The organism is Paenibacillus sp. 32O-W (assembly GCF_007679495.1).
GTDB lineage: Bacteria > Bacillota > Bacilli > Paenibacillales > NBRC-103111 > Paenibacillus_L > Paenibacillus_L residui.
Window position 1 is genome coordinate 13561 of the sequence record NZ_VEGP01000042.1, and the last position, 23276, is coordinate 36836.

Consider the following 23276-nt stretch of genomic DNA (forward strand, 5'->3'; position numbering starts at 1 on the left):
AGAATATAGGTCGGTGCGGCATCCCGCGCAAACTCGGTTATTCGTGTTAAAGTTACTGAACCTTCTGTCTGGGAGGGTTCCACTCCTTGGCCAGCCGGTCGGCAATCATCCAAATATCGCCGGCTCCCATCGTAAGTACGAGATCGCCCGGCTGTACCCGGTCTAACAAAAGATCCAGCACCTCTTCTTTAGTCGGTACATAACTCACGTTCGGGTTGCTGTTCTTGCGGATTAATTCAACCAGCTTCGCGGAAGTAATTCCTTCGATTTGGGCTTCACCCGCCGGGCTGTAGATGTCCGTAATAATCACCTCATCGGCCAGCCCGAAAGCACGGCTGAACTGCTCAAACAGGAAGAAGGTCCGGGTGTAGCGCTGTGGCTGGAACACCGCAATGATGTTCTTCCCCGTCGCCTTGGCCGCATGAATGGTCGCTTCAATCTCCGTAGGATGATGGGCGTAATCGTCGATAATCAGCACATCGTCGATTTCTCCAAGCACTTGGAAACGGCGCTTGGCTCCGCGGAATTCGGTGATCGCTTCCGCCACCTGATCGAAGGTAAGCCCCGCTTCCATACAAGTGATTAAAGTGGCCAAGGCATTGTATACGTTATGTTTGCCGGGAACCGACAGCCGGATTCGTCCTAACCGCTCACCTTTGCGCCGGACATCGAACGAAACCTTGCGGTCCCCGAGCTGCAGATCGGATGCAGCATAATCGGCTTTCTCGTCGAAGCCGTAAGTAATGACATCGCTCCGGATGCTGGGCAGCAGTTCCTGCAGATTTTCGTCATCGTAACAAACGATGGCCTTCCCGCCTTCCTTCACCTGAGACAAAAATTGAGCGTACGCCTGCTTAAGCTTATTGAAATCGCCGTCATAGTTTTCCAGATGATCCGCCTCGATATTGGTCACAATCGCCAGAACCGGGTGGTACTGCAAGAAAGAACCGTCGCTTTCGTCCGCTTCGGCAATCACGAACTCTCCCTGTCCGGCCTTGGCATTACTCCCGAGATTCATGATTTCCCCGCCGATGATATAGGTCGGGTCCTGCTGACACCGTTCCATCACCAGAGCGATCATAGAGGAGGTCGTTGTCTTGCCGTGCGCCCCCGCTACAGCCACGCCCTTCCGTTCGTTCATCAGACGGGCGAGCATCTGGGCACGGTGCAGAATGGGAATGCGCAGCTCCTCCGCCTTGCGCATCTCGACATTATCCTTCGGCAATGCAGTCGAATAAACGACCAGGTCGGCCCCCCGAACATGGTCCGCCTCATGTCCGATAAAAACCCGGGCTCCGCCTGCCTCCAGCTTCTCCGTCAATTCCTTGCGGGCCAAGTCGGACCCCGACACGTTATACCCCATTTCCAGCATCACCTTGGCGATAGCGCTCATCCCATACCCGCCGATGCCGATAAAATGAACATGCTCTGGAGTGTTCACGATGTGCTCACCAACCTTTTTCAGATTCAGATTGATACAATATCCATGAACGGACATCAGAAATTAAATACAGGGTTCCGGAAACGACAGCCAAATCCTCGGGACCGGTTCTGGCTCGCAACATTTCCAATGCCTTCTTCCAATCCGGCTCTACGGTAATCTCCGTCTCCCGTCCCAGCCCCTGAAGAACTTCGCGGGCGGTGACGGCCAGATCCTCTGCCTTCTGCCTCTTGCGGAAGTCAGGCTCCGTCAAGATGATGGAATCTGCCAAAGGCAGTATATGCCCAAAGTACTCGAAATGCTCCTTCGTGGACAGCATGCCGATCATCAGATGAAGCTTACGGTATGTGTATACCGAAGCCAATGCATGGGCCAGCGATTCCGCTCCTTCGGGATTGTGGGCTCCATCCAGCAGCAGAGGCGGTTGGTCCGAGACCAGCTCGAGCCTTCCCGGCCATTCCGTCTCCAGCATCGCCGCATACAGATCCTCTTCTTCCACGATCAAAGCATAATATTGCCGAAGCACCTCAATCGCCATCAATGCTACGGCTGCGTTCTTATACTGATGATATCCATTAAGGGATATGGTTAAACCCGGGATCTCCCGAAACGGGCTGCGGAAATCGAACTTCTGACGGTTCAATTCGGTCGACAGCTCTCTGTAATCGAACTCCCGTCCCAACAAATACAGCGAGGAACGCTTGTCTCTGCATACCTGCTCGATGACCGCAACGGCCTCCGGCTGCTCGACGGCCGAGATGACCGGGACGCCCGGCTTAATGATCCCGGCCTTCTCCATGGCGATCTTATCCAGCGTATTTCCCAACACGTCCATATGGTCATGTCCGACATTGGTAATGATCGATACGACAGGAAATACGATATTCGTCGAATCCAGCCTTCCGCCCAGACCGGTTTCCCAAACGACATAATCGGGATAAGTCACCGTAGCGAAGTAGAGAATGGCCAGAGTCGTCGTAATTTCGAACATGGTCGGATGGCCAAGCTCGGTAGCGGCCATTTCATCGGCAAGCGGTTTGATGCGATTGGCGAGCATCAATAGCTCCTCTTCGCCAATATCCTGCCCGTTAAAGCGGAGGCGGTTTGTGAACTTCTCCATATACGGTGAAGTGAAAGTACCCACTGCGTACCCGTTACGAAGCAGCACTTTGGTCAAAAAAGCGCAGGTCGAGCCTTTGCCGTTCGTTCCGGCTACATGAATAAATTTAAGCCTCCGCTCCGGATGGCCGAGCTTCTCCATGAACGTTTCCATCCGTTTGAGCCCCGGCCGGATCCCCATAGGCATAAGCCCGGTAATCCATTCGACGGCCTCGGCATAGGTTTGAAAGCTTGAGCTTGAATGCTCACTCGTTCGATTCATTGTTCTCATCCCTTTTAATATATGAAGTAAAGGCCTCGGTTTGACAGGTTCAGAATCCCAATGGGCCTGCTGCAATCAGGAAGACTTCAATTCGTTAAGCCGAGCAATCACTTTATCCCGTTTATCCGAATAGTCGGCCAGCTTCGCTTTCTCTTCTTCAATGACCTTCGCCGGGGCCTTCGCGATAAATCCTTCGTTGGCGAGCTTCTTCTCAACCCGGTTGACTTCCGCATGAAGCGTCTGCAGTTCCTTCTCCAGGCGCGCGATTTCCTGAGACAGATCAATCAGGCCTGCCAGAGGCAAGTAAATTTCCGCCCCGGTGACCAATGCCGTCATCGCCTTGTCCGGATTGGCCAGATCGGTGTCGATCACAAGCAGCGAGGTGTTCGAGAAGCGGCGCAGGTATTCTTCATTCCTGTCCAGAATCGCTTTGGCTTCCGAATGAACCGGCTTGATCAGCAGCTCGACCTTCTTGCTCATCGGCACATTCACTTCCGCACGAATGTTGCGAACGGAGCGGATGATCCCCATTAACAGCTCCATTTCCTTAACGGCTTCCGGCGCTTCGAATGTTTGCTGCTCCTTAGGCCACGGTGCCAGAGTGATGGTCTTCCCTTCGTGAGGGAGATGCTGCCAGATCTCTTCGGTAATGAACGGCATGAACGGGTGCAGCAGTCGAAGAGTCCGATCCAGCACGTAAGCAAGCACCGACTGCGTATTTTTCTTCGCTTCCGGGTCCTGACCGTATAAGGACAGCTTGCTGAATTCAATATACCAATCACACAGGTCATCCCATATGAAGTTATAGAGCAGGCGGCCGGTCTCCCCGAAATCATAATGGTCGACCGCCCTCGTCACATCCCTTGCCGTCTCGTTAAGCCGGTGCAGAATCCAGCGGTCGGCCGTTCCGAGGCTGCCGCTCAGGTCGATATCCTCCGCCCGGAAGCCTTCGAGATTCATCAGCGCGAAGCGGGAGGCGTTCCAGATTTTATTGGCAAAGTTGCGCGCCTGCTCCACCCGCTCCCATCGGAAGCGGAGGTCATGTCCCGGTGTGCTTCCGGTCGAGATCATGAAGCGCATGGCATCGGCGCCGTACTTCTCCACCACCTCCAACGGATCTACTCCGTTGCCCAGCGATTTGGACATTTTGCGCCCTTCGGCATCGCGTACGAGCCCGTGCATCAAGACATCCTTGAACGGAATCCGGTCAGTGAACTCGAGGGCACTGAAGATCATTCTCGCTACCCAGAAATAGATGATGTCGTAGCCGGTCACCAGCACATTCGTAGGATAATATCGTTCAAGATCAGCGGTTTTCTCCGGCCAGCCCAGAGTGGAGAACGGCCACAGTGCCGAGCTGAACCAGGTGTCGAGTACGTCTTCATCCTGCTGAAGCTTCGTGCCGCCGCATTGAGAGCATTGGCTGACCTCTTCCCGGGCAACATGAACCTCGCCGCAATCCCTGCAGTGCCAAGCCGGAATCCGGTGTCCCCACCATAGCTGGCGCGAGATGCACCAATCGCGGACGTTTTCGATCCAATTCATGTATATTTTCTCGAACCGATCCGGCACAAAACGCACTCCTTGGCCCGATTTCTGAACCTCGATCGCTCTTTGGGCCAACGGCTTCATATTAACAAACCATTGGGTGGATAAATATGGTTCCACGACCGCGCCGCTGCGCTCGCTATGTCCTACCTGATGAACATGCTCCTCGATCTTGACCAGCACGCCCGCTTCCTTCATATCCGCAACAATCTGCTTGCGGCAGTCAAAACGGTCCATGCCCTGATACTTGCCTGCGTTCTCGTTCATCGTCCCGGATTCGTCCATAACGAGAATTTGCGGAAGCTGGTGGCGCTGTCCCACCTCGAAGTCATTCGGATCGTGGGCAGGAGTGATTTTCACCGCGCCGCTTCCGAATTCCTTCTCGACATATTCATCGGCGATGACCGGGATTTCCCGGCCGATGATCGGCAGAATCAATGTTTTGCCAATCATGTGCTTATAGCGCTCGTCCTCCGGATGAACGGCGACCGCCGTATCTCCAAGCATCGTTTCCGGCCGGGTCGTGGCAACGATGATCGAACCGCTTCCGTCTTTTAACGGATAGGAGAGATGGTACAGGTTTCCTTGAACCTCCTTGTACTCCACCTCAATATCCGACAGAGCCGTTCTCGCCGCGGGGTCCCAGTTAATGATATATTTGCCGCGATAGATCAGCCCTTTCTCATACAGGGAAACAAACACTTCACGAACCGCATTGGACAGCCCTTCATCCAGAGTAAACCGCTCGCGGGAATAATCCAGGGAGAAGCCCATCTTGGCCCACTGCTCGCGAATGGTGTTCGCATAGAGCTCCTTCCATTCCCATACCTTCTCGAGGAAGGCCTCTCGCCCGAGATCGTACCGGGACTGCCCTTCCTCGCGCAGCTTCTGCTCCACCTTGGTTTGGGTGGCGATACCGGCATGGTCGGAACCCGGCAGCCACAGGGCATCGTAGCCCTGCATCCGTTTGGTTCGAATAAGTATATCCTGCAGGGTAAAGTCCAGGGCATGACCGATATGAAGCATTCCGGTCACGTTCGGCGGCGGGATAACGATCGTATACGGTTCCGCATCCGGCCGCTGTCCCGCTTTGAAATATTCTCCCTTCATCCAATAATCGTACCATTTTTGCTCCGCCGCTTTAGGATCGTATGTGGTAGGCATTTCGATCGACGGCTGATTGACTTTCGTTTCACTCATTTCACCTATACCTCCTGTCTATTCAACACAAAATCCCGCCTCAAAGTGACGCGCGGCCTTCACAGCTTATCCCGTCCGCCCCCTTACAGGGTCGGGTCTAAACCTTCCTCTACTCGCGGGCAGGCTTTACTCTGCTTCGGAAAGGGTCTTTCCAATACTTTGCGATGCACAAAAAAACCTTTCGCCGCAAAGGACGAAAGGGTTTCTTCCGTGGTACCACCTTAATTCCGCGCAAGAATACACGCGGCACTTGAACAGATAACGGCTGCGGCCGGCAGATAAACGATGAACGTCTCATAGGACGACCGCTTGTCTGCAACTCCAGGGCGACTTTCGAACAGTTACATCCTGTGAAGCCTTACAGCCCAGGGCTTCACTCTCTGAAGGGTTGGCTGTCTACTCCTCCCTTTCCTCGTCTTGTTAAGGATATTCGGTTGTCCAACGGGATGCTTTCCCTTATGCTCCCCTAATATTCGAGAAGCTTACATATAGACTATGATAAACATATTCGACGGGTGAGTCAATATTTTCACGATTTCCCCACGAAACAGCATATCCGGGCTTGTCCTTCTCATAAACTTAGTCATACAAGAGAACCTTTAAGGGAGGGAAACCGGCGATGCAGCGGTGGTGGTGGAAAGTACGGGTTACTGTCAGAGCAGTGCTGTTCCCGTTAATTTGCGTACAATTTGTCCGAACGTTACTGCTTCCCAATCCTCTGGATGTTTTTATTTTGTTTGCTTTCTTCTTGCTTTACCTCGGTTTTTTATTCGATATGTACTGAAGCATCAGAATGCAGTCTGAGTCGGAGGTAAGACCAAGGATGTCTCCATCCGGCCAAAAAGTAGATAAGCCCTCTGGCTTCCAATGGAAACCAGGGGGCTTATTATTTTACCGTCCAGCCTGAATCAAGGAATGTAGAGCACCTGTCCTTCTTCAATCTGCTGATCGCCGAGCCGGTTATACAAAATAATCTCGCGGGGATTGATCTTGTATCGTTCCGCGATGGTCTCAATGGTCTCTTCCTTCTGCACAATACACATACGCATGCGCTTAAATTGCTGCCCGGTATCTTCTGTACGGCTGAACAGGCGTTTCCACTCGACTCCATCCGAGGATGAAGGCGGGCCTGCCTCCGTCTGCTCTCTCATCTCCGGTTGAGGGGACTCCAGCTCGATAATGTCCGTCTTATGGATCAGATTGGCGAGATTATAAGACGGGGAGGCTTCGGAGGCCGATTTTTTACCGAAAGCGATCTTCAGCTCCTGCTTCTCTTCGGGCATCGACACGGCAATCGTTTCTACCGCTTCCTCATTCGTCTCCGCACTTGCTTCCTCATTGGCTTCTGCAATCGATTCGATATTCGCTTCTACGTTCGCTTCCGCATTTGATTCCACATTCGATTCCGCAGATACGGGTTCGCCGGAGGCCTTATTTTCCTCCCATACAGGCTCTTCCGCCTTTTTTTCTCCGGTAATGCCTTCTGTACGGTCTGAGCCGGAAGGGGAAGGCAGATCCGATGCAGAGGGGCGGTGATTCGGCTCGAAAGATGGCTGCTGCACCTCCGGCACTTCCGGAGAGGCGAATGCGGTAGCGGTCTCTGAGCTTTCCGCCGGCTCCTCATACGGTTCCTCGTCGGGTGCGGATGCTTCCTCCAAGCTCTCCTCTGCATTGGAATCGGGGACTGCCTGAGCACGGGAGGTAAAGAAGCTGTCCGACCAGGAGTAGCTTTCCCTCTCGCGTGCAGCAGACTCCTCTTCCCCGGCTTGCTCGGTATTTTCCTTAGGCAGACTGTCCATACGTTCCGGAGGCGCGGAGCGGAAAGATACCGCTATAGTTTCCGTCTTGTCCGAGTCATCCCCGTCTTGTAGAACAGACCGCTGATCCTCCGGCTCTACCCTGACTTCTTCCGCCAGGAAATCCGGCCGCTGCGGTTCTTCCTGTCCCGAATCCGCGAACTCCGGTTCCACGGCCTGCGGCCGGGTCCGTGCCTCTTCGAGGTTGACCTCAATGCCTTCTGTGTCCGGTGAGGGCAAGTCAACGTCGCCCGCCCCTTCTTCATCCGCAGACTGGCGGGAATCGGTATCCGCCGGACCTTCCTGCACTTCCTCCTGGTCCTTGTCCTCGGCCCGATGGACAACGACAAACTCCTCTTCTTCCTTCCACAGTTCGTCCTGCTTGGATGTCATTTCGATCCCGTGCAGCGATAACACGCCGGTTACATTCAGGCTGCGTGCCGATAAGACATCTATATCGAAATTTTCAATTTCGACGGCAATATCCTCCAGACGGTGAATGCGGTTCATAGGCAGTGTAATTTCAACGGGAATAAAATGCTCCAACGTTCTGCTCTCTTCACCGCTGTCGCCCAAGTATGTACCGGTCAACCACAGATTTCCTTTTAAAACAGCCTGTTCGCCTTCTTGAAGCACCTGAATGTGCGGGATCATTTCGATTTCATCAAGCTCTTGAATGCCAGCCAGGCTTTCATCCAAGTGCACCCGTTCGTAAATGTCGAAGCGCAACCCGCTTTGATGCTCGGTCACCCTGACTCCTCCCTTCATGGTTCGAGACTTTCCTTGCTCAATCCATTTATATGGGAAACCTCGAGGGTGCATGCCACATTTTTTCCCGGGTGCTTGAGCCGGGCGCTTTTCTCATTGAACCGATTTCCGAAAAGGACTAACTGCGGGAACGGGCCTGAATCAAGATAAGAAAATCATCCGGTAAAGGTGCTTCGGCCTGAATGATCTCTCCGGTAAGAGGATGGGGAAAATAAATCGCCTGGCCATGCAGAGCCTGGCGGGAAATCAGCGAATCGGCCGTCCCGTATAAGGCATCCCCGATGATGGGATGGCCCTTATAGCTAAGATGGACCCGAATTTGATGGGTCCGCCCGGTCACCAGCTCCAGCCTAAGCAGAGAGGCCGTCCCGCAGCGGTCGATCGTTTCGTAGCGGGTAACGGCCGGCTGGCCGGTGGAGCTGACTCTTCGCCGTTTGGCATGGTGCCGGTCCCTGCCGATGGGGGCGCTAATCGTCCCCTTGTCCGGATGGATCCGCCCTTCGACCAATGCCACATAGAAGCGGCGAATGTCCCGGCTGCGCATCGCGGCATCGAGAATCGACTGCGCATATTCATTCTTGGCATAGAGAACAGGCCCTGTCGTATCCTCGTCCAGCCGGTGAATATGTCGCACACGGCAGGCTTGCCCTGTCGATTCATAATAAGCGGCGACAGCGTTAGCCAAAGTGCCCAGCCCGCCCTTGTCTTGGGGATGTACAGGAAGACCGGCAGGCTTATTGACGACAAGACAGTAATCGTCCTCGTACAGAACCTCCAGGGGCAGCCATTCCGGTTCATATCCGCTGCTCTCCTCCGGGAACAACCGGACCAGAGTACGGTTCCCCTGACACCTCACGCCTTCTGTCCGCAGCAAATGGCTGCGCAGCTTGGGCGGAATTCCGAGCCGGATCAGACACTCCTCTGCCGTCGGAGCCTCCCCGGACCCGATAATATCTGCCTCACCCTCTTGCGCTGGCGGATTTCCGGCCCTGGGCCGGTATGTAATCTGCAGCCACTCCCCTTTGCGCACAGTGTTCACTTCGAGCGGATTCCCGAAAACCATATCCCGATCAGCACCAAACCAAACAAGCCCACTACAAGAATTAAATCCAGCGGCAGCCCGGCTATATAATATTTGCTTAGATTCAAACCCGATGACCTCCTGTCCGGCATCAATGTAAAATGACCCCACTAAGTGTCGCAAACCTCCGAAGCGTATTCCGTTCACAATCCACAGAGTCAGCGACTAAACCCTTCCTCCAAAACGCGGTCGCTCTTCTTGCCTTGCTTCGATAAAGGTTTATACATTACTTTGCGGGGAGCTCCCGAAAACAAAGCTTGGCAAGGAATCGGTCCTTGCCAAGACTGGGCTAGCATAATTTAAAATGCGTAAGAGATTCTCTTAAGGGCGAAGGAAGCGACAAGGATCCTTTCGATAAACTTCCCACCCCCGCCGCTGTAGTAAGATCCCTAATATGGTTACAGCCGTTTGAGCGCTTCATAATGCCGTTCGATCGTTGTCTCGATTTCTTGCTCCGTATGCGCAGCGGAGACGAACATTCCTTCGAACTGGGAAGGGGCCACATTCACTCCGAGATCGAGCAGATGGCCGAAATATTTGTTGAACATCGTCAGATCTGAAGTTTTGGCCGTTTCATAGTTGTATACTTTCTGATCGGTAAAGAACGGACATACCATGGAGCCGACCCGGTTAATCGTATTCGGTATGCCGAGTTCCTTGGCGTTGGCCGTCATGCCCTCCTCCAGCCGAGCCGCTCTTCTCTCCAGCAGCTCATAAACTTCGGGTGTCAGCAGTTTTAGGGTCGTATAACCCGCGGCCATAGCCAGAGGATTGCCGGACAAGGTGCCCGCCTGATAGATGGGGCCGCTAGGCGCCATCTGCTCCATCAGCTCCCGCTTGCCGCCATAGGCTCCTACCGGGAGACCGCCCCCGATTACCTTCCCGAGACAGGTAAGATCCGGCGTTATCCCATACAGGCCTTGAGCGCTATGGTAGCCGACCCGAAATCCGGTCATGACCTCATCGAAAATAAGCAGAGCCCCGTATTCTGTCGTTACATCACGCAACCCTTGCAGGAAGCCGGGAAGCGGAGGCACTACCCCCATATTGCCGGCAATCGGCTCCACGATAACGGCCGCAATTTGTTCGCCGTATTTCTCGAACGCCAGCTGAACCGAAGCCAGATCGTTATAGGGAACCGTAATTGTATTGGCGGCTACTCCCTCCGGCACTCCCGGGCTGTCCGGCAGCCCCAGGGTCGCTACTCCGGAGCCTGCTTTGATAAGCAGGGAATCCGAATGTCCGTGATAGCTGCCCTCGAATTTCAGGATTTTATTGCGCTTGGTGTACCCTCTGGCCAGCCGGAGAGCACTCATTGTCGCTTCGGTTCCGCTGTTGACCATGCGGACAATATCGACCGAAGGTATCCGTTCCGCCACAAGCTTGGCCATTTCGGTTTCCAGCTCCGTAGGCGCACCGAAGCTGGTGCCTCGCTCGGCTGTCTTCTTGACCGCTTCCACCACTTCCGGGTGAGCATGCCCCATAATAAGAGGCCCCCAGGAGCCGACATAATCGATGAACTCGTTGCCATCGATATCATATATTCTCGACCCTTGCGCCCGATCAATAAAAACCGGGGTCAGCCCAACCGATTTAAAGGCGCGGACCGGACTGTTCACACCGCCCGGAATATACTGCTTCGCCTCTGCGAAAGCAGCTTTGGACTTCGTATCGATTCTACCCTGCGGCTTGTTCACCCTATTCACCTTTCCTTCTTCTTGTGTTATAAACGCGGCCGGCTCATCAGGTCTGCCATTTGCCGGGCCGTTTCTTTACCCTGACGAATACAGTCCGGAAGCCCGACTCCATGGAATCCCGCTCCCGTCAGAAGAAGCCCCGGCAAGAACCTTGCGGCCTCTTCCCGAGCCTGGCGGATGATTTCCAGATGGCCGACCGGATACTGCGGCATGGATTTGGGCAGCCGAGTAATTTCGTAGAATAAAGGCTCCGCCTCAATGCCCGTCAAATCCTTGATGTCCTTGCGGACTCTCCGCATCAGTTCCTCATCGGACAGGCCCATCCATTCCTCCTGTCCGGAACGGCCCACGTAGCAGCGGATAAGCACCTTGCCCTCCGGAGCAGTATGCATCCATTTGGAAGAGGTCCAGGTGCATGCCGTTATGAAACGGCCTTCCTTACGGGGAACTAGAAAGCCTGATCCGTCCAGATCATGCGGAATTTGGCCGGCATCAAAGGCGGATATCACATTGGCGACGGACACGTAGGTCATGCCGCCCAGCTTCTGAACCATTGGAAGATCGGGCAGCACCTTAGAGATGGCGTACGTCGGCATAGCCATGACGATTCCATCCGCATCGAAGCTGTCTCCGTTCTCCAGAATAACGCGCCCTTGCCCTTGACCCAGGCGTTCGACAGCCTTCACTCCCTGCCCGGTCAGAGTCCGTACTCCGGCCTTCTTCAGCGCCTCCTCCAAACCGCGAATCAACGTGGTCAAGCCCTCCCGGTAAGAAAGAAACACACTGTGCCGGACCTCTTCGGGAACGCCGCTAGGAGGAGGGGTCTGCCTCTTGCTCTCACTCATCCCCAGAATAATGCTGCGTTTCTTCTGCTCCAGGGCCTGAAATTGCGGGAAGGTCGCCTGCAGACTGAGTTGATGAGTGTCCCCCGCGTAGATTCCGGCCAGCAGCGGCTCGGCTATGTTATTCAGCACTTCCTTGCCTAATCTGCGTTCCAGAAACCCTCCGAGCGATTCATCCCCCGGTTCCTTCCTGCGGGGAAGCACCAGATCCATGGCCGCCCTTACTTTCCCCCAAGGAGAAATAAGACCGCTCCGCAAGAAAGGCTTCCATTCCGTAGGAATGCCCAGATTAAGTCCCGGAGGCATGCGATGCAGCTTTCCGTTGTTCATAATATAGGTTTTCTTCGCCTTGGGATTGGTTGGAACCAGCTCGTTCTCCAGGCCAAGCTCCCGGGTCAGGTCGATAATCGGAGTTTTGCGGGCCAAGAAGGAATCCGGCCCTTTCTCGATTACAAATCCGTCTCTGGCCAAGGTCCGAACCTTGCCGCCTGTTGAGGGGCTTTTTTCCAGTATAGTGATTTCAGATTTTATCCCGCTTTCCTTCAGGAATTTATCGATATAATAAGCGGTACTAAGCCCGGAAATGCCGCCTCCGATGACGACGATCTTCTTCGGTACGGTCATAGCAAATCATTTCCTTTCCAACTCCGTATAAACGACATCGGACAAGGTTTCCATATATAACGGGTCCGTATTCAAGGATTCGGTCCGCTCCAGATGCATGCCTAACTGCTCGGCAGTCTGCCGGCATTCGATATCTATGTCGTAAAGAACCTCCAGATGATCCGATACGAATCCGATCGGGCACAGGAGAACATTCTTCACTTGTTCTTCCTTGTGAATGGTCTCGAGCGTGTCAAGAATATCGGGACCCAGCCAAGGGGTAGCTGTCTGACCGGCACTCTGCCAGCCGAACTGCCAGTTGCTGAGCCCGGCTCTGTCTGCAATCGCCCGGGAGGTCTCCATTAATTGATCCACATAAGGATCATTCATCTCCAGAATACGGGCAGGAAGACTATGAGCCGTAAAAATGACACGGATGTCATCCTTCGGAACATCCCCGAACTTGCCCAATGCATTCTCCACCCTCTGCGTCAAAGCCTTCAGCAGCTTCGGGTGAAGGTGATAGCTGTCGACAAAACGGATGGACAGACCCAATTCCTCCGCCTTCTCCTTGGCGCGTTTATTATAAGCTCCTACGCTCATCGTAGAGTAATGCGGGGCCAGAACGACTCCAACCGCTTCCGTTATGCCGTCCTTTACCATCTGCTCGACTCCGTCTTCAATAAACGGGGAAGCATGCTTCAGTCCCTGATAACAAACAAATTCGATGTCGGGGTGCTCGCGGTTCAAGGTTTCCTGCAGGGCGGCCACCTGCCGGTCGGTGTTCTTCCTTAGCGGAAAGAATCCTCCGACTATCGCTTCATAACGCTGCTTTAACTCATCCAGTTGTTCCGGAGTAGGCGGATGGCCTCTGCGGATATGGGTATAATACGCTTCGATCTGATCCATGCTTTCCGGAGTTCCATAGGACATTACCAGTACGCCGACTTTACGCTTGGACATTCGAGTTCACTTCCTTCGATCAATTAAGTACAGAGCTGGAATATTCGTGAATGAAATCCGTCAGTTCCTTCAACTTATCAAGGGATGCCTCCGGGAACAATCCGTGGCCAAGGTTGAAAATATAGCCGGGCTGCTTCATTCCGAGATCCATGATTTCCTTCGCCTGTTCTTTAATGACGGACATCGGTGCAGTCAGCACGAAAGGATCGAGGTTGCCCTGAACCGCAAAGCGGTTGTCCAATCTTCTCCGGCCTTCGGCAATCGAAACTCTCCAATCCAAGCCAACCACGTCCACTTGGAGATCATGCAGCGCAGGCAGCAATTCTCCCGAGCTTACTCCCGGGAAATAAATTTTGGGCTCCGTCAGGTGGGACAGTTCCCGGAAAATTCGATCGATGACCGGAAGAACATACTGTTTAAAATCTTTCGGGGAGAGGGCTCCTACCCAACTGTCGAACAGCTGCACCGCCTTCGCTCCGGACGCAATCTGAGCCTTCAGGTATGCAATAACCATATCGCCCAGCTTGTCCATCAGCCGGTGCCATACTTCGGGCTCGGAATACATCAATTCTTTCGTTCGGATATAGGTTTTGGAGGGGCGTCCTTCTATCAGATAGCTGGCGATCGTGAAAGGCGCTCCGGCAAACGTAATTAACGGCACCTTAAGCTCCCTGTCCAAGATCCGGATCGTCTCCAAAATATGCGACAAATCACCTTCCACATCAATCGGGCGCAGCCGATCCACATCTTGAGCGGAACGAATCGGATTGGCAATGACCGGACCGACGTTTTTGACAATGTCAAAATCAATGCCTAGCGAGGCTACCGGATTCATAATATCGGAATACAGAATCGCGGCATCCACTCCCAGCTTGCGGACCGGCATGAGCGTCACTTCTGCAGCCAGGTCCGGCTGCTTGCAGATTTCAAGAAGACTGTATTTTTCTTTAATTTTGCGATATTCGGGGTCGTAGCGCCCCGCCTGACGCATATACCATACGGGAAGACGATCTACCGGCTGTCTTCGACAAGCCTTAAGGAACGTGTCGTTGAAAGTCATTCTTTCTCCTCTTTTCCGTTTAAATGCTATCTTTCATTATGCCCTATTTAAAAAGGGGTAACAACCAATCTGAAAGCAAGATTCCGACAAAAATATGACAAGCCGCGATAGTCTGCGAGTTTGCGCTTCCGCCTAACCATTGGTTCATATGCTGCGGAGATGGGGTAGCTTTCGCCGTAAAAGTGCCTCTTTCGCTTCTGTAACACTCTAATGCCGAACCGTGTTTTTACTCGAGCCCCTCGGACTGCTATCCCTTTCCCTCAGAAGCACTCACCCCGAGCCGTGTTCTTTCTCGAGCTCCTCTGACTGCTATCCCCTTCCCTCAGAAGCACACACCCCGAACCAAAGTTCTTACTCGTGCCCCTCTGACTGGTATCCCTTTCCCTCAGGAGCACTCCCCCGAGCCATTGTTCTTACTCGAGCCCTTCTGACTGGTATCCCTTTCCCTCAGTGATGCTCATCCCGAACCCGCGTTTCTTCCTCGGGCCCCTCTGACTGCTATCCCATTCCCTCAGTGATGCTCATCCCGAACCCGCGTTTCTTCCTCGGGCCCCTCTGACTGCTATCCCTTTTCCTCAGAAACACTCCCCGAACGGTCTCTATGTCCAAGCCACTCTGCCTACTATGCTTAGTCCAGTTATTTTTTAGAGGTCACTTTGGAATTATCCGGATTTGTAAGCTACATGCAAGTACAGAATTAGTCAAGAAAGCAAGGTTACCGCATTTACCGTATCTTTCTGAGCGAAGGGGATAATAGTCGAAAGAACCGCCAAATAGATAAGTGATGCAATACGGGGAATCCATTTTTTTACATCTACAATTCAATTAAACAGGATACTTTCGCCAAGGAGCAATTCACCACAGATAACCATAAAAGATCAAGCAGCAAGTGCTTACTCCGGTTTTCCGAATTAAATAAGATTCGTGATTCGTGGGCAGCAGCTTAGAAGCAAAGATAAAAAAATAACGGTCTCTAGAGACCGTGTACTTAAGTGCATTCATTGACCCTGACCAACCGAAACTTGAGTCTTTGGCCGGCGAAGATCAAAGTCGGAGCAGGGAACCAGCCCCATGCTCCGTTATCCTTCTTTGAGCCAACGAACTACGTCTTTGGCAAAATAAGTAATGAGAATATCCGCGCCGGCCCGCTTCATTCCGAGAAGCATCTCCATAACGACCGCTTTCTCATCGATCCAGCCCTTCTCCGCGGCCGCTTTAACCATCGAATACTCGGCGCTGACATTATAAGCGACCAGAGGAAGGTCGAAGTTCTCTTTAAGCGCCTTGATCACATCCATATAGGCCAGGGCCGGTTTAACCATCAGAAAATCGGCTCCTTCCATCACATCGGCTTCCGCTTCGCGGATCCCTTCGCGTACGTTGGCAGGGTCCATCTGATAAGTCTTCCGGTCGCCGAATTGCGGCGTAGAATGAGCGGCATCACGGAACGGACCGTAGAAGGCCGAGGCGTATTTCACCGAATAAGACATGATCGGCACGTGCTCGAAGCCGGCCTCGTCCAAGGCGGCGCGGATAGCGCCCACGAATCCGTCCATCATGTTGGACGGAGCGATGATATCGGCGCCGGCCTTCGCTTGCGATACAGCCGTGCGGGCGAGAAGCTCCAGAGACGGATCGTTATCGATGACCGCTTGTCCACGGGCTGCATCTTGGACAACTACACCACAGTGACCGTGGTCCGTAAACTGACAGAGGCATGTGTCGGCCACAACGAGCAGCTCCGGATAACGCTGCTTGATCCAGCGAGTCGCTTGCTGAACAATGCCGTCCTCCGCAAATGCCGACGTTCCTTCCGTATCTTTATGCTCCGGGACGCCGAAGAGCAGCACGGCTTGAATCCCGAGGGAGTTAATCTCGGCAAGCTCCTCTTCCAACCGGTCCAGAGAATAATGGAAGACGCCGGGCATGGAGGGAATTTCCTCCTTAATCCCGGTTCCATGAGTGACGAACAGCGGGTATATCAAATCGTTGACAGATAAAGAAGTCTCTCTCACCAAATTGCGCATCGCCCGGGATGCGCGCAATCTGCGATGGCGGACAATCGGAAAATTCATGATGGATTCCTCCCGTTTTATCGTATATGAAGTACGCTTGATTTCATTCGCGGCCAGCCGGAATCAGCACTTGTACGAGCGAATCGATCGTCGCTTCTTCGGCCAAATAATGAACGCTCCATCCGGCCTCCTGAACCGCTCTGGCGGTGACCTGCCCGATGCAGGCCAGCTTGACCCCGGTCAAGAGCTCGTCCGGTTCCGCTCCTGCAGTACGGATTAACGTTAGTATATTCCGAAAGGTGGACGGACTGGTCAAGGTGACCACGTCGATTTCCCCGCGGACGAGCAGATCCACCAGTATGTCCGCATGATCCGTACACAGTTTGTTTTCATAAATATCTATTTCCGTAACTTTCAGCCCCAAGGAATTCAGGCGGTCGGGCAGCACTTTGCGAGCCAAGTCCGAGCGTGGAAAGAGAACCTTCTGACCGGGCTTCAGCTCCGGTGCAATAGCTTCGAATAAATCCTCCGCCTGATAGCGCTCCGGAACCTTGTACGCTACCAATCCCCGCGCCAGCAATGCTCCTGCCGTCTTCGGGCCAACCGCAACGATCCGCGACCGCTGCAGCCGGACGGCTTCCACCTCAAATTGCTCGAGACGGTTAAAAAAATGAATAACGGCATTAACGCTAGTAAAAATAACCCAATCAAACTTGTCCAGCTCCCGGATGGCCTGTTCCAGTTCAGCCAGCTTGACGGGATCGGTAGGTGGCTGGAGCCGGATAACCGGCAGTACAATCGCTTGCCCGCCGAGCTCCTCTATCTTCCCTGCAAGCTCTCCGGACTGCTCCCGGGTGCGGGTAACCAAAATGCGCAGGCCGGATAACGGCCTATTCTGTGCCGCCATCGGAATCCCTACTCTCTGGCCAGAGCGAGGATTTCCTCGGCTCCTTGCCCGATCAGGCTCTCCGCCACTTCCAGCCCGAGATGGACCGGATCGTCCCCCGTTCTTGTCTCCTTCAGAATCCGACCGCCTTCCGGCTCGCCGACAAGTCCCGTCAGCTTCAGCCTGCACGCCTCCGCTTCCGCATCCCACGCGAACTCGGCGTAAGCGCCGATCGGAATCTGGCAGCCTCCATTCAGCCTCGCCAGGAAGGTCCGCTCCGCCTGGACGGTTGCGGCGGTCTCCGCATCGTTATACAGCGCCAGCAGACGGAGCACGAAGTCGTCATCCTTGCGGCATTCGATGCCCAGCGCTCCTTGACCTACAGCCGGGAGGCAAACCTCCGGCGGCAAATAATGGCTGACCTTATCGGACCACCCCATCCGATACAGCCCGGCGGCTGCCAGCAGGATGCCGTCGAAGCCCTCGGTTTCCAGCTTGCGCAGGCGGGAATCTATATTGCCGCGAATCGATTGGATGCGAAGATCGGGGCGATAGGCCCGTAATTGGGCCGCACGTCTCAAGCTGCTCGTTCCAACAAGAGCGCCTTGCGGCAGCTCGTCCAGCTTGACGTGCCCGTTCGAAATCAGGCAGTCCCGAGGATCGACTCGCTTGGGAACGGCCCCTATCATCAACCCCTCTTGGCTTTCCGAAGGCACATCCTTCATGCTGTGAACAGCGATATCAATCTCTCCGTTCAATAGCGCCTGTTCTATTTCTTTAACAAAAAGACCTTTCCCCCCGACCTTGGAAAGAGTGACATCGAGAATTCTATCCCCTTTGGTCACAATTTTGCGGACGTCAAATTCGCATTCCATCCCATTCTCTTGACAAAACCGGCGCAAGTCTTCAATTACTTGATTGGTTTGCGTTAAGGCAAGCGAGCTCTGCCTAGTTCCGACAACGATCGTTCGCATGCAGCGTTCCTCCCTACTCGGAGTCATTAGGAGGCTCTTGAACGAACCATTTCTTCCCGACCCCGATCTCATTTATGTGTTGCTACTGCCACGGCTTCAGCCTGGAACAACTACATCCAAAACCAGCCGTGAAAATTCGAAAACCGGTTTAATATGAAAAAGTTCACCATCACCAGCGCGAAAGCAAACAGGTTCCATTGGGCCAAGCGATAGTCAGAGGCTTTTAACGAAAGCTTTAATATTAAATGATAGGCATACAAAAGCAAAATAAACAAGGAATTCAACACCTTGGGATCGAACAAGAGCTGGTATTCGCCCTTCAGCACAATCCATACGGTCCCCAACGAAAAGGCCAGCATAAGCAGCGGCATTCCCGATGCAACCGATATATAAGTATATTTTCCGATTTTATCAAGGCTGGGGATGCGCCATATCGTTCTGGACCATTTCTTATCCTTAAGCTGGCTATGGAGAAACAGATACATTCCCGACAAGATGGCAGAAATCGTAAAGGCGGCGTAGCTTCCGATAGCCAGGCTGATATGGATGAACAACAGCTCATCGGCAATTTCCCAACCTTCCAGGGCGGTTGATACATTGTTATCACTGAAAAAATTAAGCGCAAGTATGGAGAAGCCTACCAGATTAACAAAGAAAACCAGCAGTTCGATGCGAAAAAAACGGCTGATCACCAATGAGACCGTCACTAGCACCCATGAAAAGAAAAACAGGGTTTCAAAATCGGTGAAGACGTGCAAGGTTTTAAACTCAAAGAAAAAATAAACCGTCTGTAAGACCCAAACAAATAGAAGCAGCCCTGTGCCCATCCGTTTGGCTCTCTGATTCGCACCGACGAAATCAGAGAAATAAAACAGAAGGCTCAGGGCGTAAATATATATTATAGCATCGTATATCCAGCTTTGAGTGACCATGCAACCTCCTGTTAGCGGATCAACCTGCCTGCAAGCAGCTAAGGACAGCAAGGCCGAAAGCCTGAATAACGGATGGAAGGAGCCTTACTGCACCGTACCCTGCTTGTCCGGTATGCACTTTAAGATCGTGCCAACGCCTCCTGAAGCTGAAGCCCGAGCAAAAGCCTATCATTTGTCTTGGAGGCAGCGGATTGAGCTGCTTCCGACGTTGTGTGCCCAGCCTCTTCTTCATGATCAGGTTGCCCGTCCAGAGCAGACTCCAGAGCGAAAATCTGCGAGAATAGATTGATCGCTTCCTGACCATCTTTATCGTTAGCCAGCTCCTTGAGCCGTACAATAGGGTCTCGCAACATCTGATTAACAATGCTCTTCGTCAGTTTATGAATGACCTTGATTTCCCTATCGCTTAGATCAGGCAGCTTCTTGAGCAAGCTGGCCATCGTTTCTTCATGAATCCGGTTGGATTTCGTCTGCAGGGCGTTAATTAAAGGAGCCACTTCCATCGTGTTCATCCATTGTTCGAAAACCCGCTCCTCTTCCGCAATCATGGCCTCGATTTTGGCCGCTTCCCTCTGGCGCTCGGCCAAGTTACTCTCCACGATGGATTGCAAATCATCGATATCGTACAAAAATACGTTGGAAAGCTCCCCGATCCTGGGATCCAAATCCCGAGGAACGGCAATATCAATCATGAAGAGCGGCCTGAATTTGCGCAGGTGAAGAATGCTGTCCACCTGCTCGCGGTTAAGAATAAGCCCGGACGAGCCGGTCGAGCTGATGACGATATCCGCTTCCGCCAAGGACGGAATCAGGTCGTCGAATGTAACCGCGGTCCCTGCAAATTTATCTGCGAATTCCACTGCCTTCTCATAGGTGCGGTTGGCGACAACCACTTTATTCGCACCATTGGCGCGCAGATGCTTGGCCGTCAGCTCACTCATCTTGCCTGCACCGATCAGCAGTACCGATTTATTGGCGAAAGATCCGAAGATCCGCTTGCCAAGCTCCACCGCAGCATAGCTTACCGACACCGGGTTGTCAGAGATTCCCGTTTCGGAATGGGCACGCTTAGCCAATGTAATAGCCTGTTTAAACAATGTATTAAATACTGCCCCCGTCACCTTCTCCTTCTGCGAAAGAAGGAAGGCATCGCGGACTTGTCCAAGAATCTGAGTCTCGCCGACAATCATCGAATCCAGGCCGCTGGCCACTTTAAAAAGGTGTTGGACCGCATGCTCATTTTCCTTGACATACAGATGGTGATTGAATTCCTGCCGTGGAATTCCGAACCAATCCTCAATAAAGCCGCGGATCGCATGACCGCACAGGTACGGCCGGTCAACGACTGCATAAATTTCAGTCCGATTGCAGGTGCCCACAATGACACATTCCAGGATACTCTTTGTTTTCTTAAGCTGACCGAGCGCTTCCGGCAATTCTTCTTTCGCAAAAGCAAATTTCTCCCGAATTTCTACCGGAGCTGTTTTATAGTTTAAGCCCACTACAATAATATGCAATTGTGTCCACCTGCCTTTCCTTACTACCGTTCCTTTCCCTAAAGACTATTATACCACAGGCTGTAGAAAGGTCACTTTTCACATTTGAAAATATTATGAATATATGGCCCTATCGGGCTTCCAATTTATTGCAGCAGCTTATTCCTCAGGATGGCGGCCATCTCCTCATCGGCTTTAGCCAATTTGTCATTCTCGATGGCGATGACCGTCGTGCGATTGGAGGTCATTAATTTGGTATATTGCTCATAAATCGCTTTGTAGCCCTTCCTGATCTCCGCCAGCGTCTCGAGCTCCGCGGATTTCAACGGCCTCTCTCCGCCTAGCTGCAGGCGCATGATGAACTGTAATAATTGCGGGATTGACTTTAATTCGGCTAATTGGTCCGAGCCGACAGCCAATACCAAACGTTCATGAGTATAATTCACCGAATATGCGGCTTGGCGCAAAGCATTCAACTGGCCCGTATGGGCCGCCGATTCCGCCTCTCCCAACAAATTACTCAGCAGCTCCAGTTGAAATAACGATACCTGGTAAAGCAAGAAAGTCGCATCCTGCTTCGATTTACCCGGCTGCAGCATACCATAAATTTGGTAAATTGGCCACAGCAGCAAAAAAAGGATAAGCAGCACTCCAAAAAGACGTGCAGGTTTTAGTCTTCCCATTCTGTTCCCTCCCCATCCACCATGTTTCCCAGAAAATAGATGAACCGCTCTTTCGGCGGCTTCTTTTCCGAAAGCCCTCTATAGAGGCTGCGGCATATCATCGATCGGGACTGCCCGCTTCTTCAGCGGCATCTATAGACAGCTTTTGTAACATTGTATGGATGGATGGACAAACAAATGACCATGGATAGAATCCATGGTCTTAAGGAATTTATTTCAATCGTTTATAAACTCTAATTTACTTAACCAATTGCGCAATTTTCATATCGGGTGTTTCAACCTGCAATTCACCAATCCCGCGCACAAGCTTCTTAGCGTGGGCTTTTTCAGGCTTTAGGACCGAGACCATATGATCGATCGCGAGCTGCGGATCGACCGTTTCGCCGCAAGTATAGCAATCCAGAGCGGCAAAACCTTTCTCAGGATAGGTATGAATGGATAGATGGCTTTCTGACAAGAGTACCAAAACGGTTGCGCCTTGAGGTTCAAACTGCTTGGCCTGCACTGACAGAACAGTTGCACCGCAAACCTCCGCTGCTTCAATCATTTGCGCTTGTAACCAATCTGCGTTGTTAAGAAGATCAAAATCGACTCCCCAAGTATCGACAGCAACGTGTCTTCCGAAAGTTGAGTATTCCATTCTTTCGGTTCCCCCTTCCTAGGAATAAAATTGTTTGATTTCATCCGCTAGGACCTACGTCATTCACTTCTCGAGGGAAAAATCTCTCGCAACATACAATGTCCTGAGTGAATCCTGGTTCCTATAAAGTTTTCAACGAAATTAAAAATAACATCTATTGAGCGAAAAAGCAATAGTTTTTTTAGATATCCACTTATTTTCCGGAAAAATGATAAAAAATTAAGAAATTCATCAATTTTTAGCCAAAAAAAGGAGCCCCTTTCAGGCCCCATGCATATAATGCTATGTTAATCTGTCATGGAATCATGCCTCTAGTACAAACAGACGATGGGTCATCCGGCTCAGCTTACGGTCGATATGCTCGCGGATTTCACGCTCCGGGGTCGCGTTGCGCAAATCCAGCAGCTGATTAATCTGAGCGTAGAGGCTGGCAATTTCCTTCTCCGGCTCCTTGTTCTGGAACAGCCGTTCCAACTGACCCAATGTATCTTTGTACTCATAGACAAGCTTGTGTTTAGATCCTTTGACTTCGATAATCTTAACGACATTCCCTTGATGATAATGATAAACCATAGTAAAGCTGGAATAATATCTGTTGACGATAGCGTCCCCTTTGAACCGGGAGACCGCTCTTCGCATCAGGTTGGCTAAATTCGGACTTGTCAGCTTACAGGAACCGCGGCAAATGAAGCCATTCGCATCGCGTTCAAAGGTGAGGATGACTTCTTCCCCCGACGCATCGTCATGAAGCACCACGTTCTGGCTTCCATTATCCAGAACCATAACGTGAAGTGTGGCCTTATGTTCCTGGAACAATCGGATGAAATCGGTCATTTCGGCTTCTGATAATTTCAGGCAGGTCTTGACGTATTCAGTCGCTAACCTATGAGCCATAAAAACCCCTCGATTCTTTAGTTTACCACATCGGAACACCGTTCCTGGATGAACTTGTTCCGCTTGGCCTTGCAAGCTGTCGCCATGAATGGATCGACGACTTGGATGATTTTCCTTGCACATCGTACATTATTAGTATACTACATCAAACTCACTTATTCCTCCCTAATTTTTTAGTCATAGGGCCATTTTTCTTAAAAAACCGCTCTAATTCAAAAAGAAAAACAGGGAATTCAGTATTCCTTCCCTGTTCTTCGCTTATTCTCGCTTATCGAATGGCATCCAAAAAATATTCCATAAATTTTTGTTAGAGCCTTGGAGTTTGAAGTTACAAGAAGTAACGGCCTTCGCAGTCCGTATCCAAAGACGTTTCTCG

At 52.2% G+C, this 23276-nt stretch carries 18 protein-coding genes and 1 other annotated feature; of the genes, 1 reads left to right on the forward strand and 17 read right to left on the reverse strand.

Annotation, left to right across the window (positions count from 1 at the left end; genetic code table 11):
- Positions 1-52: 52 nt before the first annotated feature.
- The 3 genes from murC to FS806_RS16490 form a co-directional block, all read right to left on the reverse strand.
- Positions 53-1441 carry a UDP-N-acetylmuramate--L-alanine ligase gene (murC, locus tag FS806_RS16480; protein ID WP_144938785.1) on the reverse strand — a complete coding sequence of 463 codons (1389 nt, stop codon included), beginning with the start codon at positions 1439-1441 and terminating at the stop codon, positions 53-55.
- Positions 1442-1448: 7 nt separating this feature from the next.
- Positions 1449-2831 carry a bifunctional folylpolyglutamate synthase/dihydrofolate synthase gene (locus tag FS806_RS16485; RefSeq protein WP_370451744.1) on the reverse strand — a complete coding sequence of 461 codons (1383 nt, stop codon included), beginning with the start codon at positions 2829-2831 and terminating at the stop codon, positions 1449-1451.
- 66 nt (positions 2832-2897) lie between these two features.
- Complete coding sequence (locus FS806_RS16490) at positions 2898-5570, reverse strand: valine--tRNA ligase (RefSeq protein WP_144938790.1); 2673 nt, start codon at positions 5568-5570, stop codon at positions 2898-2900.
- Between the two features lie 186 nt (positions 5571-5756).
- Positions 5757-5992: a binding site (T-box leader), on the reverse strand.
- A gap of 197 nt (positions 5993-6189) precedes the next feature.
- Between FS806_RS16490 and FS806_RS25810 the strand changes: the two genes are divergently transcribed.
- Positions 6190-6354 carry a hypothetical protein gene (locus tag FS806_RS25810; RefSeq protein ID WP_186328397.1) on the forward strand — a complete coding sequence of 55 codons (165 nt, stop codon included), beginning with the start codon at positions 6190-6192 and terminating at the stop codon, positions 6352-6354.
- 124 nt (positions 6355-6478) lie between these two features.
- On the opposite strand, the gene FS806_RS16495 is transcribed toward FS806_RS25810, so the two are convergent.
- The 14 genes from FS806_RS16495 to FS806_RS16560 form a co-directional block, all read right to left on the reverse strand.
- Positions 6479-8116, reverse strand: a complete 1638-nt coding sequence (locus FS806_RS16495; RefSeq protein WP_186328398.1) for a LysM peptidoglycan-binding domain-containing protein — start codon at positions 8114-8116, stop codon at positions 6479-6481.
- Between the two features lie 136 nt (positions 8117-8252).
- Complete coding sequence (locus tag FS806_RS16500) at positions 8253-9173, reverse strand: RluA family pseudouridine synthase (RefSeq protein WP_260982132.1); 921 nt, start codon at positions 9171-9173, stop codon at positions 8253-8255.
- A gap of 440 nt (positions 9174-9613) precedes the next feature.
- The gene (gene hemL / locus FS806_RS16505) at positions 9614-10912 is read right to left on the reverse strand and encodes a glutamate-1-semialdehyde 2,1-aminomutase (protein WP_144938870.1); all 1299 of its coding nucleotides are present in this window, start codon (positions 10910-10912) and stop codon (positions 9614-9616) included.
- Positions 10913-10938: 26 nt separating this feature from the next.
- The gene (hemG, locus tag FS806_RS16510; protein WP_144938799.1) at positions 10939-12378 is read right to left on the reverse strand and encodes a protoporphyrinogen oxidase; all 1440 of its coding nucleotides are present in this window, start codon (positions 12376-12378) and stop codon (positions 10939-10941) included.
- A 6-nt stretch (positions 12379-12384) separates the two neighbouring features.
- Entirely contained in the window at positions 12385-13320 is a 936-nt protein-coding gene (gene hemH / locus FS806_RS16515) for a ferrochelatase (RefSeq protein ID WP_144938802.1), read from the reverse strand.
- A gap of 19 nt (positions 13321-13339) precedes the next feature.
- Positions 13340-14380 (reverse strand): uroporphyrinogen decarboxylase, encoded by a 1041-nt coding sequence (gene hemE / locus FS806_RS16520; RefSeq protein ID WP_144938805.1) that lies wholly within the window; start codon positions 14378-14380, stop codon positions 13340-13342.
- A gap of 1079 nt (positions 14381-15459) precedes the next feature.
- A complete protein-coding gene (hemB, locus tag FS806_RS16525) occupies positions 15460-16455 on the reverse strand; it encodes a porphobilinogen synthase (protein WP_144938808.1) in 996 nt (331 codons plus the stop codon).
- A gap of 43 nt (positions 16456-16498) precedes the next feature.
- Positions 16499-17302, reverse strand: coding sequence for a uroporphyrinogen-III synthase (locus FS806_RS16530; protein ID WP_144938811.1), 804 nt, complete (start codon positions 17300-17302; stop codon positions 16499-16501).
- An 8-nt stretch (positions 17303-17310) separates the two neighbouring features.
- Positions 17311-18255 (reverse strand): hydroxymethylbilane synthase, encoded by a 945-nt coding sequence (gene hemC / locus FS806_RS16535; RefSeq protein WP_144938814.1) that lies wholly within the window; start codon positions 18253-18255, stop codon positions 17311-17313.
- A 110-nt stretch (positions 18256-18365) separates the two neighbouring features.
- Complete coding sequence (locus tag FS806_RS16540; protein WP_144938817.1) at positions 18366-19187, reverse strand: cytochrome C assembly family protein; 822 nt, start codon at positions 19185-19187, stop codon at positions 18366-18368.
- Positions 19188-19306: 119 nt separating this feature from the next.
- A complete protein-coding gene (gene hemA / locus FS806_RS16545; protein WP_144938820.1) occupies positions 19307-20704 on the reverse strand; it encodes a glutamyl-tRNA reductase in 1398 nt (465 codons plus the stop codon).
- A gap of 125 nt (positions 20705-20829) precedes the next feature.
- Positions 20830-21366: a hypothetical protein gene (locus tag FS806_RS16550; RefSeq protein WP_144938823.1), complete on the reverse strand. Its 537-nt coding sequence runs from the start codon at positions 21364-21366 to the stop codon at positions 20830-20832.
- Between the two features lie 238 nt (positions 21367-21604).
- A complete protein-coding gene (gene speD, locus FS806_RS16555; protein ID WP_144938826.1) occupies positions 21605-22006 on the reverse strand; it encodes an adenosylmethionine decarboxylase in 402 nt (133 codons plus the stop codon).
- A gap of 303 nt (positions 22007-22309) precedes the next feature.
- Positions 22310-22900, reverse strand: a complete 591-nt coding sequence (locus FS806_RS16560) for a non-ribosomal peptide synthetase module (protein WP_144938829.1) — start codon at positions 22898-22900, stop codon at positions 22310-22312.
- Between the last annotated feature and the right edge of the window lie 376 nt (positions 22901-23276).

Bases quoted from the DNA above. Each gene is read 5' to 3' on its own strand.
- FS806_RS16485 (WP_370451744.1), bottom strand. From the start codon at position 2,831: ATGAGAACAATGAATCGAACGAGTGAGCATTCAAGCTCAAGCTTTCAA.
- FS806_RS16490 (WP_144938790.1), bottom strand. From the start codon at position 5,570: ATGAGTGAAACGAAAGTCAATCAGCCGTCGATCGAAATGCCTACCACA.
- FS806_RS25810 (WP_186328397.1), top strand. From the start codon at position 6,190: ATGCAGCGGTGGTGGTGGAAAGTACGGGTTACTGTCAGAGCAGTGCTG.
- hemG (WP_144938799.1), bottom strand. From the start codon at position 12,378: ATGACCGTACCGAAGAAGATCGTCGTCATCGGAGGCGGCATTTCCGGG.
- hemH (WP_144938802.1), bottom strand. From the start codon at position 13,320: ATGTCCAAGCGTAAAGTCGGCGTACTGGTAATGTCCTATGGAACTCCG.
- hemE (WP_144938805.1), bottom strand. From the start codon at position 14,380: ATGACTTTCAACGACACGTTCCTTAAGGCTTGTCGAAGACAGCCGGTA.
- hemB (WP_144938808.1), bottom strand. From the start codon at position 16,455: ATGAATTTTCCGATTGTCCGCCATCGCAGATTGCGCGCATCCCGGGCG.
- FS806_RS16530 (WP_144938811.1), bottom strand. From the start codon at position 17,302: ATGGCGGCACAGAATAGGCCGTTATCCGGCCTGCGCATTTTGGTTACC.
- hemC (WP_144938814.1), bottom strand. From the start codon at position 18,255: ATGCGAACGATCGTTGTCGGAACTAGGCAGAGCTCGCTTGCCTTAACG.
- FS806_RS16540 (WP_144938817.1), bottom strand. From the start codon at position 19,187: ATGGTCACTCAAAGCTGGATATACGATGCTATAATATATATTTACGCC.
- FS806_RS16550 (WP_144938823.1), bottom strand. From the start codon at position 21,366: ATGGGAAGACTAAAACCTGCACGTCTTTTTGGAGTGCTGCTTATCCTT.
- speD (WP_144938826.1), bottom strand. From the start codon at position 22,006: ATGGAATACTCAACTTTCGGAAGACACGTTGCTGTCGATACTTGGGGA.
- FS806_RS16560 (WP_144938829.1), bottom strand. From the start codon at position 22,900: ATGGCTCATAGGTTAGCGACTGAATACGTCAAGACCTGCCTGAAATTA.